This window comes from Xenorhabdus sp. BG5, assembly GCF_015163665.1.
Lineage (GTDB): Bacteria > Pseudomonadota > Gammaproteobacteria > Enterobacterales > Enterobacteriaceae > Xenorhabdus.
In genome coordinates, this window is record NZ_JADEUG010000020.1 from 48,726 (window position 1) to 64,776 (window position 16,051).

Consider the following 16,051-nt stretch of genomic DNA (forward strand, 5'->3'; position numbering starts at 1 on the left):
TATATGGTTATATAACTTTTAGCTCTTATTATTGTCTTATTTCCACAGATCTCAAAATCTGTTTCTGGTATCCTTGCGATGCGTTGCTAACAAGAGGCTTAAAGCAGTTATGTCAGGTTGGCGTAAAATATATTATAAGTTATTGAATTTACCACTAAAATTATTAGTAAAAAGTAAACTAATCCCTACAGATCCTATTGCAGAGCTTCGTCTTGATACGACTCGGCCTATTTTGTACATACTGCCGTATCGCTCAAAAACAGACTTATTGACTCTACGTCAACAATGTCTGGCGCAAGATCTGCCTGATCCGTTGGATCCTTTGGAAATTGGTGATACACAGCTTCCCAGTTGTGTCTTTATCGATAATGGTCCACGTGTGTTCCGTTGTTATGCACCAAAACATGAATCTGTGAGAATTTTCCACTCTTATCTGGACTTGCATCACAATAATCCCGATCTGGATATCCAGATGGTGCCCGTTTCCGTCATGTTTGGCCGCTCTCCAGGACGCGAAGGGCAAGAAGGGCACACAGCCCCACAATTACGCTTGCTAAACGGCGTGCAGAAGTTTTTTGCGATCTTATGGCTTGGACGGGATAGTTTTGTCCGTTTCTCCACACCGGTGTCTTTACGCCATATGGCCGACGAGCATGGTACAGATAATATCATCGCCAATAAACTCGCCCGTGTGGCTCGGATGCACTATTCCCGCCAGCGTCTTGCGGCGGTTGGGCCTCGTTTGCCAGCCAGACAGGATCTGTTCAACAAGTTACTGACATCAAAAGCAATAGAAAAAGCGATTGCTGATGAAGCCCGTAGCAAGAAAATCTCTCCCGAAAAGGCAAAGCAGAACGCTATCAATATGTTGGAAGAGATTGCTGCGGATTTCTCCTATGAAACCGTACGCTTGACCGATCGGGTTTTAAGTTGGACCTGGAACCGTTTGTATCAAGGCATCAATGTTCATAACGCCGAACGAGTTCGCCAGTTGGCACAGGATGGTCATGAACTGGTTTATGTTCCATGCCATCGCAGCCATATGGACTATCTTCTGCTCTCTTATGTGCTCTATCATCAAGGGCTGGTTCCACCGCACATTGCTGCGGGCATTAACCTGAATTTCTGGCCTGCTGGTCCGATATTCCGTCGTCTCGGTGCGTTCTTTATCCGCCGTACGTTTAAAGGCAATAAGCTCTACTCAACCCTCTTTCGTGAATATCTCGGTGAATTGTTTACCCGCGGTTATTCAGTTGAATACTTTGTCGAGGGAGGACGCTCCCGTACTGGTCGTTTGCTTGATCCCAAAACGGGAACGCTCTCCATGACCTTGCAAGCTATGCTGCGAGGGGAATCTCGTCCCATCACGATTGTGCCGATCTATATCGGTTATGAGCATGTGATGGAAGTGGCAACTTATGCCAAAGAGCTGCGCGGTGCAACCAAAGAAAAAGAAGGCTTTTTCCAGATGGTTCGAGGGTTGCGCAAATTACGTAATCTGGGACAAGGTTACGTGAATTTTGGTGAACCGATCCCGTTGACGCAATACCTGAATCAGCATGTACCAGAATGGCGTGACTCCATTGATCCAATAGAATCTCAGCGTCCAACATGGCTGACGCCAACAGTCAGTAAACTGGCTGACAATATTATGGTCAATATCAATAATGCTGCCGCCGCTAATGCTATTAATTTATGCACTACAGCATTGTTGTCATCACGTCAGCGAGCACTGACTCGTGAACAGCTTATTGAACAGTTGGATTGCTATCTGCAATTACTGCGTAATGTGCCTTACACTGACGATATTACAGTGCCAAACCAAACCGCAGAAGAGTTGTTAGATCATGCTCTTATGATGAATAAGTTTGAAGTCGAGAAAGATAGTCTGGGAGATATTATTATCCTGCCACGTGAAAGCGCGGTATTGATGACTTATTATCGTAATAATATCCAGCACTTATTGATCCTGCCATCTCTGATTACCAGTATTATTATGCACCACCGCCGCATTAGTCGTAGTGAATTACTCAGACAGGTAGCGCTGATTTATCCGTTGATCAAGCAGGAACTTTTCATGCGTTACAGCAAGGAAACGCTCCCGGACGTCGTCAATACCTTGATTGATGAGCTGGTACGCCAATGCCTTATCTGCAACAAAGAGCAAGGAATGCTGGTACTAAATCCTGCACGTATTCGCCCACTGCAATTATTGGCAGCTGGCATCAGGGAAACGCTGCAACGTTATGCCATAACGCTTTCTTTGTTGAATGCTACACCTGAAATTAGCCGTGGTGTACTGGAAAAAGAGAGCCGGATGCTGGCACAACGTCTATCCGTTCTGCATGGCATCAATGCGCCGGAGTTCTTTGACAAGGCAGTTTTTGCTTGTTCGGTCAATACGCTGCGCGAAGAAGGTTATATTCAAGACAGCGGCGATATGATTACCACCAGCGCCCAGGAACTCTATCAGGTATTGAGTGAACTGATGTCACCTGAAATTCGCTTGACGATTGAAAGTGTCAGTATGCCACCAGAACAAAATGAACCTGTACAGATAGCGTAAGTGTAGTCATAACAATGCCAAGCTAGTATGGAAACAGAAATTAACGGGCGGTAAATCGCCCGTTATATTAATGCTACACCCTATTAGACATAGCTAAAAAAGACGCCAAGGAATAGAACTAAACCGACATAGTTGTTGTTCATAAACGCTTGAAAACAGGCAGACCTTTTCCGATTTGTGATCAGTTTTTGCTGATAAATGAATAATGCTGTTGCCAGTAATACCGTCCAATAATATATTCCCCCCAGATTCACCATCCCGCCAACTAAGACCAAAATGCCCAGCATGATGAATTGCAGAATGCCAATGATCAGTTTATCAAAGCGTCCGAAAAGTACGGCGGTCGATTTCACGCCGATTTTCAGGTCATCGTCACGATCAACCATTGCATACTGCGTATCGTAAATTACAGACCAAATGATATTGGCTAAAAATAATAGCCAACATTCTAAAGGTAAGGATTCACTAACTGCGGCAAACGCCATCGGAATTGACCAGCCGTAAGCAGCACCTAACACAACTTGTGGCAAGTGACTAACGCGTTTGACAAAAGGGTAAACCCACGCCAGTGCCAGACCAACGACCGACAATGCAATCGTCATTTTATTCAGTGTCAAAACCAGTGCGAAAGAAATGAGTACCAGTGTGGCAAACAAGATTTTGCTTTCTTTTTCGGTAATATCACCACTGGGAAGAGGACGAGATTTTGTCCGTTCTACATATCCATCAAATTTTCTGTCTGCGAAATCATTAATGCAACATCCCGCAGCACGCATAAAAAACACACCAAGAGTAAATACTAACCCTATCTGCAAATCTGGCATGCCTTTTGCGGCGATCCACAATGCCCAATAGGTTGGCCATAATAGTAATAATGTGCCAATGGGTTTATCGATACGCATTAAACGGCAATAAGCACGCCATTTATCCCGCGTCATACAGACCTTCAATCTATTTCTCCCCTTTAGTTCTGTTGATCTTAATTCTATTTATATGCAGGTGAATTCGGTAAAAAAACCTCTGTGAGCAGCAGTGGCTTGCCCGACAGCCTCAATAAAGAACGACGCGCCCAACGCTCCCCCTGCCGGCCTATTTGAATATAATCCCGCGTTAAATTATTACCACTAAAAAGATAACGTCCAAGTGGAACAGTACCTACATCAACCAATTTTCTATCTGGGCCAGTGAGTGTTTCCTCTGGAATCACTGTGCGTCCCAAAAGCCACGGGATGTTATCCCCATACAAGACAATTTCACGTAACCAATATTTTTCACTTACAGGTAGGTGCTCACTTTCATCATTTAACTCTGCCAGAGTGATAAAATCTTCCCGGAAAGGAACAACTGATACCTGCTGACAATGTTGTTCAAAACGACGTGTCATTGAGCCGACTTCCATCAGCCAATCTAAAACAGATTCAGACAGAAGGTCAGTCTCATTTGATGATAACCAGTGGATGGGGGTTGAATTTAATATTGTGTCATCTGCCATATCATTTTCCCATTGCGGGGAATATCAATTTCCCCGACAGCACAACGAATGGGGGGTGAGGATATCATGTTGCAGACCAATAAAATTAAAAGTTGATAACAAATTATGTAAATCACAAAAAAACTCACCTTAATAACGGTTATTAAGGTGAGAAGAGACTATACCAATCTAACTTCAAGATGCGTGTGATTTCTCCCCGTGAAGCGGGGAGAAATCAGGTTTCATAGTGTTGTAAATTGCAACTTGAAGTTTAATGCGTATAGATAATACGGCAGTTCAGATTAACGCCAGGCTTTGAATTGGTTAATCAGGCCATTTGTAGAGCTGTCATGGCTAGTTACAGCTTCTACATCGTGCAGCTCAGGCAGAATCCGGTTCGCCAGTTGTTTGCCCAATTCCACGCCCCATTGGTCAAATGAGAAGATATTCAGAATGGCACCTTGAACAAAGATCTTATGTTCATACATAGCAATCAATGCCCCCAAGCTGAATGGGGTAATTTCACGTAATAAAATAGAGTTGGTCGGACGGTTACCTTCAAACACTTTGAATGGCACAACATTCGCTACGTCTTCGGCATTTTTTCCTGCTTGCGCAAATTCAGCTTCCACCTGAGCCTGTGTTTTACCAAATGCCAGTGCTTCAGTTTGTGCAAAGAAGTTAGAAAGCAGTTTACTGTGGTGATCGCTCACTGGATTATGGCTCATTGCTGGCGCAATAAAATCACACGGGATCAATTTAGTTCCCTGATGGATAAGCTGATAGAACGCATGCTGACCATTGGTGCCAGGCTCACCCCAGATAATCGGCCCTGTCTGGTAATTCACCGGATTACCATTACGATCGATATACTTACCATTTGATTCCATATTGCCTTGTTGGAAATAGGCAGCAAAACGGTGCAGGTATTGATCGTAGGGCAGAATCGCTTCAGTTTCCGCACCAAAGAAATTGTTATACCAGATGCCGATCAGGGCCAGCAAAACAGGAATGTTCTGCTCGAAGGCCGTTTGCTCAAAGTGTTTATCCATTGCATGAGCGCCACTCAGCAGCTGTTCGAAATTTTCATAACCAATGGAAAGCGCAATAGATAAACCAATTGCAGACCAGAGCGAATAGCGTCCCCCTACCCAATCCCAGAACTCAAACATGTTTTGGGGATCGATACCGAATTTTCTCACTTCTTGTTCATTGGTGGATAATGCCGCAAAATGTTTCGCAATATACGTTTCATCAACAGCACTTTGCAGGAACCAATGGCGAGCAGAATGTGCATTGGTCATCGTTTCTTGCGTGGTAAACGTCTTGGAGGCTACCAAAAATAAAGTGGTTTCTGGATCTACGTTTTTTAGTGTTTCGACAATGTGGGTTCCATCAACATTGGAAACAAAATGCATATTCAGGTGATTTTTATACGCTTTCAGTGCTTCAGTCACCATATAAGGACCAAGATCAGAGCCACCAATGCCAATATTGACGACATCTGTAATGGCTTTGCCTGTATAGCCTTTCCACTCGCCACTAATGATGCGCTCGCTGAATGATTTCATTTTCGCCAACACCGCATTGACTTGCGGCATCACATCTTCCCCATCCACCATAATCGGAGTATTACTACGGTTACGTAGGGCAATATGCAGCACCGCACGATCTTCAGTACGATTGATTTTCTCACCAGAGAACATACTGCGAATTGCGCTGGCTAAATCGGTTTCTTGCGCCAATGCTTGTAATTTCTCTAGTGTTTCCGCGGTAATGCGGTTTTTAGCGTAATCCACCAGAATCTGCTGATCAAACGTCGCAGAAAATGTCGTAAATCGTTTTTTATCCTGTTCAAACAGATCCCGCAAATGCACATTTTTCATTTGCTCAAAATGCTGCTGCAATGCTTTCCAGGCTTCGGTCTGGCTAGGGTTGATGCTTTTCATGAATAATGCTCTCTATCAACTGTCAATAACAATAGGAATGCACAGATTGTAACGGTTTAATTCTGTGATTAATCTCCTTTTCCTTGTAATTACTGATATTGGTCAAAATAGCTCATGATTTCCAGTCTTAATTGTTGAGATAGGCAAAAACGATAATTGCCTTTCCATCATGAAAATTATTTATGCTTCATCGTCAAATATTGACTCCATACGCCTAACCCGATATTTCTAAGAGTCTATTCTCTGAACTATTCTCCGAACAAAAGGTTATCATCCATGTGTGCTGTTTCATCTCCTAACTCGCAGTATGTAGTAGCAAAATTTGGTGGTACTAGTGTGGCAGATTTTGATGCCATGAATCATTGCGCCGACATTATTTTGGCGGACACAAATATCCGTGTGGTCGTTCTGTCAGCTTCCGCTGGCGTAACCAATTTGCTGGTTGCATTAGCAGCTGGCTGCGAGAGTGACAAACGGGAGAACTACCTGAAACAGATCCGTGACATTCAATACGCCATTATTAACCGATTGAATGAAGCCGATGTGATCCGTGAGGAAATTGATCGTCTGCTGGAAAATATTGAGATGCTGTCAGAAGCGGCATCGCTCGCTACTTCAGAAGCGTTAACAGATGAATTGGTTAGCCACGGTGAAGTCATGTCCACCTTATTGTTTGTAGAGTTGCTACGTCAACGCAATATGGATGCCGAATGGTTTGATATCCGGCGGATTATGCGAACCAATGATAACTTTGGGCGGGCAGAGCCAGATATACTCCAGCTCCATACTTTGGCAATAGAATCTCTTCATCCTCGCCTGAACGATACAATCGTCATCACTCAAGGGTTTATTGGCAAAGAAGAAAAAGGTCGTACAACTACGCTAGGGCGAGGTGGCAGTGATTATACCGCCGCCTTACTGGGTGAAGCACTTGGTTTACAGCGTGTAGATATCTGGACAGATGTTCCAGGTATCTACACTACCGATCCCCGTATTGTTCCTACCGCTAAACGCATCAATAAAATTGCCTTTGATGAAGCGGCAGAAATGGCAACATTTGGTGCTAAAATCCTCCATCCTGCCACACTGCTACCGGCTGTTCGCTGTGGCATTCCGGTATTTGTTGGCTCCAGCAAAGAGCCACAAGCAGGCGGTACGGTGGTTTGTGATAAAACAGAAAATCCCCCGCTGTTTCGTGCATTGGCCTTGCGCCGCAAACAAACTTTACTGACATTACATAGCCTGAAAATGCTACATGCCAGGGGCTTTCTGGCAGAAGTTTTTACCCTGCTGTCACGCCATAATATTTCGGTAGATTTGATTACTACATCAGAAGTCAGCATCGCCCTGACGCTGGACACTAAAGGTTCCACCAGCACTAATGGCAACCTGTTGACCAATGCATTGCTAACTGAACTTGCTAAATTGTGTCGTGTGGAAGTCGAAGAAGATCTGGCATTAGTCGCAATTATCGGTAATGAACTTTCACGAGCAAAAGGATTGGGAAAAGGAATTTTTGGTGTGTTGGAACCATTTAATATTCGCATGATTAGCTGTGGTGCAAGCAGCCATAATGTCTGTCTGCTTGTTCCTGGTAACGATGCGGAACAGGTCATTCAGACCTTGCATCAAAGTTTGTTTGAAGGCTGATAAAATAAAGTCAAATATCTTGCCAGAAAACCCGCATAAAAAGCGGGTTTTTTTGATCTTGCAAAGAGGATAATCAAGCAAACCACAACACATCGGATGTGTTTTTCCCCTTGTTATCATCCATAATAAGAAAACGAAAATAAATTCCATTTTTTGTCCATCGCAGCTATCGTTGTTGCAAGCAGACGATTATTCAGAGGGAATCTTATGAGCACAACCGTTGCCAGCAAACGCACAAAAAAAACGAAAATGACGACAAACAGTGCCGCTGCAAGCGGTCAGGTTCAATCTTTAAGCCGCGGGCTAACACTTTTGGAATATATTTCCGATTCGCCTATTGGTGTTACCCTGACTGATCTGGCGATACAAGCCGGTCTGCCCAACTCCACTACCCACCGTCTTTTAACCACCTTACAACAACATGGTTTTGTTCGCCAAATAGGTGATCTTGGGTTATGGGTGATCGCCTCCCATGCTTTTGTCGTTGGCAGTAGTTTCTTACAGAGCCGTAATCTGATGGTGCTGGTTCACCCGATATTGCGTCAGTTAATGGAAGATTCCGGTGAAACCGTCAACCTTGCCATCCTTAATCTTGATGAATATGAAGCCGTGATTGTCGATCAAGTGCAATGTAACGCGCTGATGAGAATGTCCGCTCCCATTGGTGGCAATCTACCGATGCACGCTTCCGGCGCTGGAAAAGCCCTGCTGTCTACCCTATCTGAACAAAAACGCCTCCAATTGCTGCATAAAAAAGGGATGCACGCTTATACCCAACATACCTGTACCACCGCCGCTGCCTTAACAGAAAATCTCGAACAGATCCGCAAGCAGGGTTTTTCATTTGATGATGAAGAACATGCGCTAGGATTACGCTGTATTGCTGCCTGTATCTATGATGAGCATCATGAAGCTTTTGCCGCTATTTCCATCTCAGGCCCAGTATCACGTATCTCTGATGATCGAGTGACTGAACTTGGCGCTCTTGTAATGCGAGCAGCAAAAACAATTAGCCGTGATTACGGTGGAATTAAGTAATGAGACTGGCAAGCTAAATCGTGACTGTGTTGTCGTTGTCCATTATCAAGGCCCACAAGCTAATGTAATGCCGGAATTGCACATGTTGCATTACATTTGAATAAACGAGAGGAACTGATAATGAATAATTGGAAAACAACCGCAGAAAATATCCTGACCGATAGCCCGGTCATCCCTGTCATTTTAAAATAACATCCTGTAGCCGCTATTTTTTATTATGTAATAACACATTATTTTTATCTGTGGTAATGGTAATACCACTGATTAGACTTTTTATTGAGGTGATTTCAGTACGCTGGCTGAATCGCTGTCTACGGCGATAAGCAAAAACATCTTCTATATATCCTTTTTTAATCCTCTCTTGCAAAGTCCGCCAATAATCTGCCTTAAATAGATCACTGTGACTTTCTTCAAAATAATACCGAATACGTTTGTCAGTGCATAAAAAATGCCGAAACTCTTCTGGAAAAACATCGTTAACAGCAACACTGTACCAGGGGTCACTAGCCAACTCATCTTCTGGATAACGTGGTGGAGGAATATCCCGAAAATTCACTTCGGTCATGTAACAAATTTCATCATAATCGTAGAAAATCACCCTCCCGTGGCGTGTTACACCAAAGTTTTTAAACAGCATATCACCAGGGAAAATATTTGCAGCAGCCAGTTGTTTAATGGCATTTCCGTATTCTTCAATCACATCCTTTAATTGCACTTCATTGACCTGTTCCATATAAATATTTAACGGTATCATTTTACGTTCCATATAAAGATGTTTTATCAAAATTTTATCCCCTAAATCTTCTAACTTTTCGGGTATCTCTTTTTGCAATTCTTCCATTAACTCAGGGCTAATATGGCGTTTATCAATCACAAAGTTTTCGAATTCCTGGGTATCTGCCATTCTTCCAACACGATCATGCTCTTTTACCAGTCGATAGCACTCCTGAACACGCTCTTGAGAAACCTCTTTCTGTGGTGCAAATTTGTCTTTAATCACTTTAAATACACGATCAAATGACGGGAAAGTGAAAACCAGCATGACCATGCCCTTCACACCTGGTGCAATTGTAAACTGTTCCTGAGTGGAATTGATGAATGTCAGATATTCGCGGTAGTATTCTGTTTTACCGTGCTTTTGACAGCCTATCGCCATGTATAATTCTGCCGTGGACTTCGTCGGAAGAATTTCACGCAACCACTCAACTAAAGCTGCGGGCAAGGGCGCGTAAACCATAAAATAAGAACGGGCAAAACCAAAAACAATACTGGCATCATCGTAGTTAGTCAGACAGGTATCGACAAAAATTCCCCCCGATTCATTGTGATGAATCGGTAACAAAAAGGGATAAACAGTCGTTCCCATTCTAATTTTTCCTACCAACCAGGCTGCCTTATTACGGTAAAACAGTTCATTAGCAACTTGGAATGTGGAATGTAATAAATCACATTGGGGAAATGTATTCTGTAAATATTGCGTGATATAACCAATATCCCGATCCAAATCCTCCCATTTAAGGCGTAATGGCAAATCATTTAAAATGGTTCGCAGCATTGATGCGAGATCCCCATTAGGAAAAAAATCCCGTGATAATGGGCGAGAAATATGGCGAAAACGGGAAGAGGGTTGAGAAGAAAAGATATAGAGGTTTTCTGGTTTCAAATTTCGATGTTTAAAAAAGCGACAGTAAACCGAATTGAAAAAACTTTCTGCAATTTCAAAACGCGGATAGTCAGGCAGTAAACGAGTATAAACCGCTTTAACTTCGGCAATATAATCTTCATCATATTGTAACGGAGTGTGAATGCGCTTCAATTGCTCTACTACCAATCCAACATGATGATCATACAAGTTAATCCTCTTTTTCATCGCCTGTTGGACAGCCGACCAGTCAGCCTGTTCAAAACGTTGCTGCGCCCCAGAAGTGACTTCCAAAAATCGACCATATTGCGCATCAAATCCCTGCAAAATGGTTTGTGCAATTAAATGTGCGAGATCTATTTCCATATTTAGCCACCTTTACTCGACACGTAAAGGGGTATCCCTTTTTGGAATTCCCCCACAGTTGATTACCTCAATCAGTATAATGCACTTAGAATTGTTGTTCTTCTGTCGATCCAGTTAATGCAGTAACAGAAGAGCCCTCTCCCTGAATAATCGTGGTCACTTTGTCAAAATATCCCGTTCCCACTTCCTGCTGATGTGAGGAGAATGTATAACCACGATCAAGGGCAGCAAATTCTTGTTCCTGAACTTTTTCAACGTAATGTTTCATTCCTTCACCACGTGCATAATCGTAGGCCAAATCAAACATGTTGAACCACATGCTATGTATGCCCGCAAGTGTGATGAACTGGAATTTATATCCCATAGCTGATAACTGATCCTGGAAGCTGGCGATCGTTTTATCATCCAGGTTCTTTTTCCAGTTGAAAGAAGGCGAACAGTTATAAGCTAGCAACTTGCCTGGATATTTAGCATGGATGGCTTCAGCAAAACAACGAGCCGCTTCAATATCCGGTGTAGAGGTTTCGCACCAAACAACATCGGCGTAAGGAGCATAAGCCAACCCACGGCTGATAGCCTGTTCAATACCAGCACGTGTACAATAGAAACCTTCACTGGTTCGTTTGCCAGTAATGAACGCTTTGTCATAAGGATCACAATCTGAAGTCAGTAAATCCGCTGCATCTGCATCGGTGCGCGCGATTAATAAGGTGGGCACACCAGAGACATCAGCTGCCAACCGTGCAGCTACCAGCTTCTGAATAGCCTCTTGAGTCGGAACCAAGACTTTGCCACCCATATGTCCACATTTTTTCACCGCTGCCAGTTGATCTTCAAAATGCACTGCCGCTGCACCGGCCTCGATCATCGCTTTCATCAGTTCAAATGCGTTCAGTACCCCGCCAAACCCTGCTTCCGCATCTGCGACAATCGGCAAGAAATAGTCAATGTATTCTTGACTATCTGGATCGATACCATTTGACCATTGGATCTGATCTGCACGACGGAAGCTATTATTAATACGTTTGATTATATTAGGAACAGAATCAACGGGATACAATGATTGATCAGGATACATGCTCGCTGCGGTATTTGCATCTGCTGCCACTTGCCAGCCGGAAAGATAAACCGCCTCAATACCTGCTTTAGCTTGCTGAAGTGCCTGGCCGCCTGTCAGCGCCCCAAGCGCGTTCACATAGCCTTTTTTCGAGTTACCATTTAGCAAATTCCACAACTTTTTCGCCCCCATTTGCGCTAAAGTATGTTCAGGATTAATTGAACCCCGCAATTTGACGACATCTTCAGCATTATAGGGTCGAGTGATACCATTCCAACGCGGTTGTTGCCACTCTTGTTCCAGTTGAGCAATTTGTTGTTTCCGGGACATGGTCATGATGTTCTACTTCCTATTCTTAATTAATCGGATATTTTTGCCATTATTGTCTTTAAGCTAAATGGGTTTTCATAATACTAAGAGTATCAGATGTTGGAGTTCCTTACCCCGCGCGCCGCGCGGGGTAAGGAATACTCCTACCATTTGAAACGCTATTTAGTCTAATAACTGATAACCAGGTAATGTTAGGAAATCAATTAAGTTATCCTGAGTGGTAATTCTTTCCATCAAATCAGAAGCTTCCATAAATCGCCCTTGATTAAAACGCAGCTCCCCAACTTCTTGTTTAATAACATCGAGTTCTTCTTTCAACATTTCTCTGAACAATTCCTTTGTCACTTTTTTACCATTAGAAAGTGATTTTTCATGGCGGATCCATTGCCAAATTGAAGTTCGGGAAATCTCTGCTGTAGCCGCGTCTTCCATCAAACCGTAAATCGGTACGCATCCATCCCCTGAAATCCAGGCTTCTATGTACTGAACGGCAACTCGAATATTTGCGCGCATTCCCTCTTCTGTCCTTTCTCCCAAGCAAGGTGCAAGCAATTGTTCAGCCGTAATCGCATCATCTTCTTCACGCAAAACTGTTAATTGGTTTTGACGCGCTCCCAGCTTTGCGTCAAAGACTTCCATGACAATATCTGCAAGCCCTGGATGCGCAACCCATGTACCATCATGACCGTTATTGGCTTCCAGCTCTTTATCTGCTCTGACTTTGTCCAAAACTTGCTGATTTTGCACAGGATCTTTACTAGGAATAAATGCCGACATTCCGCCCATTGCAAATGCACCACGTTTATGACAGGTTTTAATCAGCAAGCGAGAGTAAGCACTCAAGAAAGGTTGTGTCATCGTCACGGATTGACGATCCGGCAAAACGCGGTCAACATGATTTTTCAGTGTCTTGATATAACTGAAAATATAATCCCAGCGCCCACAATTTAGGCCAACGATGTGATGACGTAAGTGATACAGAATTTCATCCATCTGGAATACAGCGGGTAAGGTTTCAATCAAAACCGTTGCCTTAATCGTACCTGTTGGCAAATTGAAACGTGATTCTGTAAAACTGAAAACATCACTCCACCATTGTGCTTCATGGTAGCTCTGTATTTTAGGTAGATAAAAATAAGGAGCACTGCCTTTTTGCAGCAATTTCTTATGATTCAAGTAGAAATAGAAAGCAAAATCAAACAACCCGCCAGAAATCGGTTCGTTCTTGTAGAGGATATGTTTTTCTGATAGATGTAATCCCCTAACCCGGGCAATCAATACTGCGGGATCTGCTTTCAACTCATAACGCTTACCCTGCTCATTGGTATATGAGATAGTCCCATTGACGGCATCCCGTAAGTTAATCTGTCCATTGATGACCTTATCCCACTCAGGTGCTAATGAATCCTCAAAATCGGCCATAAATACTTTTACATTGGCATTTAAGGCATTGATGACCATCTTGCGCTCTACAGGGCCGGTTATTTCAACTCGACGATCTTTGAGATCATCGGGTATTCCCTGAACTTTCCAATCTCCATTTCTAATGGAAGCTGTTTCCGAAATAAAATCAGGTAATGAACCGTTATCTATCTTTTCCTGCCAACGTACACGCTCATCCAATAATTTTGTACGTCTGTCAGAAAATTCGATAATTAAATCCTCTAAAAAGCGAATAGATTCAGGTGATAACACCTGTTTCTCCGTTTCTCTAAAAGGTTTAATAAAGGTTAATTTTGTTGCTAATGCCTGATGCATAATTTCCCCACTTCTCACTTTTAAACACTCATCTGCTTAAGAGTAATCAATTAAAAAAATAAATCAAAAACAGTTTCCATTATTTTTAATAATTAAAATTAACCCTATAAAATCAACGAACTAAAACACATTAAAGATAAGAAAATCAGGGAAATAAATTCCAAAAAATCGCACGCAAAAATGTTAAGTTTTTGTTATGCATGAAAAATAACGGATGACGATTGAACGACAACAGTGGAAGGAAAATTAACAAAACGAGAAGTGTCTCGCTTCAGCAACCTTCATTTTTATTTAAAACTTAAATTGGATTTAATCTAAGGTGGGATTCATAAAAGCAAGATCATATGGCGTAATTTGATAGACATAATAATTCAACCAATTTGAAAATAGTAAATGACCATGACTACGCCAAGACGCAACAGGTTTATTTGCAGGATCGTTATGTGGAAAGTAATTGACTGGCAACTTTGGTTCCAAACCAGCATTACGATCACGCCAATATTCCTCAGCTAATGTATCTATATTATATTCAGGATGCCCTGTCACAAAGACTAATCGTTTGTCTTTGCTGGCAAATAAATAGGCTCCTGCCTCTTCTGAACTGGCTAAAATATCTAAATCCGTATGTTCACGAATGAGAAATTCAGGAAAATCGGCAAAACGCGAATGAGGGGCAAAAAATGTTTCGTCAAATCCACGGGTTAGCAATGCCAGAGGATCTAAAGTTGAATGGAAATAAACACCAGAGAGTTTAGTTTTTCGAGTATGCTTGGGAAGTTGATAAAGAACTTTTAGTGCAGCCTGAACCGCCCAACAAACAAAAAGTGTCGAGGTAACATGTTCTTTTGCCCAAGCCACTATTTTTTCAACTTCACTCCAATAAACCACATCTTCAAATTCAATGAGTCCTAACGGGGCGCCTGTGACAATCAATCCATCGAAATTTTGATCTTTTATTGAATCAAAATCACAATAAAAGGTATCCAGATGTTCAGCAGGCGTATTTTTACATTGACGACTATCGATGCGTAACAACTGAATATCGATTTGAAGCGGTGTGTTAGACAATAACCGAATAAATTGGTTTTCTGTTTCTATCTTCTTTGGCATTAAGTTGAGGAGCAATACCTTCAATGGACGAATATTCTGAATACTGGCCCGTGTTGACGTCATAACAAAAATGTTTTCATTGCGAAGAGCGTTCACCGCAGGTAATTCATCTGGTACACGAATTGGCATTGCTTACAACCTCGACTATTTAACTTATGCTTTTAGACTTCTAGATAGCCAAATTTACTCCAAACGGAAGGCAAATGTCGAGTTATTGTACTCAAATTGAAATTATTTCATTTTATTATGCAGGAAATAGTTATCAGAATAAGGAAGAAAAATTAAGGAGATATTAGTCACGATACGATGTGACCAATATCAACATTTCATAAATAAAATTAAAGATAGGCAAAATTCATAACTTGGTTGTTCAAACAGTTTTTAAACACCTGATAACTCTGTTTGCTTAACTGTTCAGGGTAACTTAAGACAACCAACTCATGAGGTTCCCTATCAGGATGATAGCTTGGATGGTAATGCAAAATTTCATGAGTTACAAATCCACATTGCTGATAAAAACGTAAGCGTTTACTTGATATTTCATCTACAACTGGATCAATTTCCAAAACAACTTTGCTATGCTTAGTGCAAAAAGCATCTAAAACACGTTTTCCATATCCTTGACCACGTAGCGATGAACTGATGGCAATATGTTCAATATAAAAAGTATCTTCGAATTGCCATGCTCCAATAAACCCAACAAATACATCAACATTAATTAATTGCATAAAGATGGTAATCATCAACACCTAATATGGACAAACGGCCCTGATTACTTCTCTGCTTATGTAAAGGAAAAGCTGTATTATAGAGTTCATTGATGAGGTCAAAAAAATGATCTTGATGGCTATTGATTCTTCTAAATTTCAGTATTCTCTTGTCAGTAGCTTCTATAAATCAGTGGGTTTTTATTGTTGAATGATGAAACTAACACTGAAATAAAATTATGTCTATTGTTATCACTTTTTAAATAAACTTCATCATAATTGATTTTTCCAAACAGCCAAACGCAAAAAAGCCATCCGGGGACGGATGGCTTCTCTGACTAATTGAATGTCTGGCAGTGTCCTACTCTCACATGGGGAGACCCCACACTACCATCGGCGCTACGGCG

Annotated in this window: 11 protein-coding genes; 3 read left to right on the top strand and 8 right to left on the bottom strand. The window is 42.0% G+C overall.

Features of this window, described 5'->3' with window-relative positions:
* The first annotated feature begins 109 nt into the window (after positions 1 to 109).
* On the top strand, positions 110 to 2,566 hold the full coding sequence (gene plsB / locus IQ209_RS11765) for a glycerol-3-phosphate 1-O-acyltransferase PlsB (RefSeq protein ID WP_193851481.1): 2,457 nt from the start codon (positions 110 to 112) through the stop codon (positions 2,564 to 2,566).
* A gap of 83 nt (positions 2,567 to 2,649) precedes the next feature.
* Here the strand turns inward: plsB and ubiA are convergent, their stop codons facing one another.
* The 3 genes from ubiA to pgi form a co-directional block, all read right to left on the bottom strand.
* Positions 2,650 to 3,504: a 4-hydroxybenzoate octaprenyltransferase gene (gene ubiA, locus IQ209_RS11770; RefSeq protein WP_193851482.1), complete on the bottom strand. Its 855-nt coding sequence runs from the start codon at positions 3,502 to 3,504 to the stop codon at positions 2,650 to 2,652.
* A 47-nt stretch (positions 3,505 to 3,551) separates the two neighbouring features.
* A complete protein-coding gene (ubiC, locus tag IQ209_RS11775) occupies positions 3,552 to 4,058 on the bottom strand; it encodes a chorismate lyase (RefSeq protein ID WP_193851483.1) in 507 nt (168 codons plus the stop codon).
* A 281-nt stretch (positions 4,059 to 4,339) separates the two neighbouring features.
* Positions 4,340 to 5,986, bottom strand: coding sequence for a glucose-6-phosphate isomerase (gene pgi, locus IQ209_RS11780; protein ID WP_193851484.1), 1,647 nt, complete (start codon positions 5,984 to 5,986; stop codon positions 4,340 to 4,342).
* 276 nt (positions 5,987 to 6,262) lie between these two features.
* On the opposite strand from pgi, the gene lysC reads away from it, so the two are divergent.
* Positions 6,263 to 7,636, top strand: coding sequence for a lysine-sensitive aspartokinase 3 (gene lysC, locus IQ209_RS11785; protein ID WP_193851485.1), 1,374 nt, complete (start codon positions 6,263 to 6,265; stop codon positions 7,634 to 7,636).
* A 207-nt stretch (positions 7,637 to 7,843) separates the two neighbouring features.
* Positions 7,844 to 8,674, top strand: a complete 831-nt coding sequence (gene iclR, locus IQ209_RS11790; RefSeq protein WP_193851486.1) for a glyoxylate bypass operon transcriptional repressor IclR — start codon at positions 7,844 to 7,846, stop codon at positions 8,672 to 8,674.
* A 205-nt stretch (positions 8,675 to 8,879) separates the two neighbouring features.
* On the opposite strand, the gene aceK is transcribed toward iclR, so the two are convergent.
* From aceK to IQ209_RS11815, 5 genes are all read right to left on the bottom strand, one after another.
* Positions 8,880 to 10,682, bottom strand: a complete 1,803-nt coding sequence (gene aceK, locus IQ209_RS11795; protein WP_193851487.1) for a bifunctional isocitrate dehydrogenase kinase/phosphatase — start codon at positions 10,680 to 10,682, stop codon at positions 8,880 to 8,882.
* Between the two features lie 85 nt (positions 10,683 to 10,767).
* A complete protein-coding gene (gene aceA, locus IQ209_RS11800; protein ID WP_193851488.1) occupies positions 10,768 to 12,075 on the bottom strand; it encodes an isocitrate lyase in 1,308 nt (435 codons plus the stop codon).
* A 156-nt stretch (positions 12,076 to 12,231) separates the two neighbouring features.
* Positions 12,232 to 13,827: a malate synthase A gene (gene aceB, locus IQ209_RS11805; RefSeq protein WP_193851489.1), complete on the bottom strand. Its 1,596-nt coding sequence runs from the start codon at positions 13,825 to 13,827 to the stop codon at positions 12,232 to 12,234.
* A gap of 309 nt (positions 13,828 to 14,136) precedes the next feature.
* A complete protein-coding gene (gene metA, locus IQ209_RS11810) occupies positions 14,137 to 15,066 on the bottom strand; it encodes a homoserine O-succinyltransferase (RefSeq protein WP_193851490.1) in 930 nt (309 codons plus the stop codon).
* A gap of 209 nt (positions 15,067 to 15,275) precedes the next feature.
* Positions 15,276 to 15,680: an N-acetyltransferase gene (locus IQ209_RS11815; protein WP_228005850.1), complete on the bottom strand. Its 405-nt coding sequence runs from the start codon at positions 15,678 to 15,680 to the stop codon at positions 15,276 to 15,278.
* Positions 15,681 to 16,051: the final 371 nt, after the last annotated feature.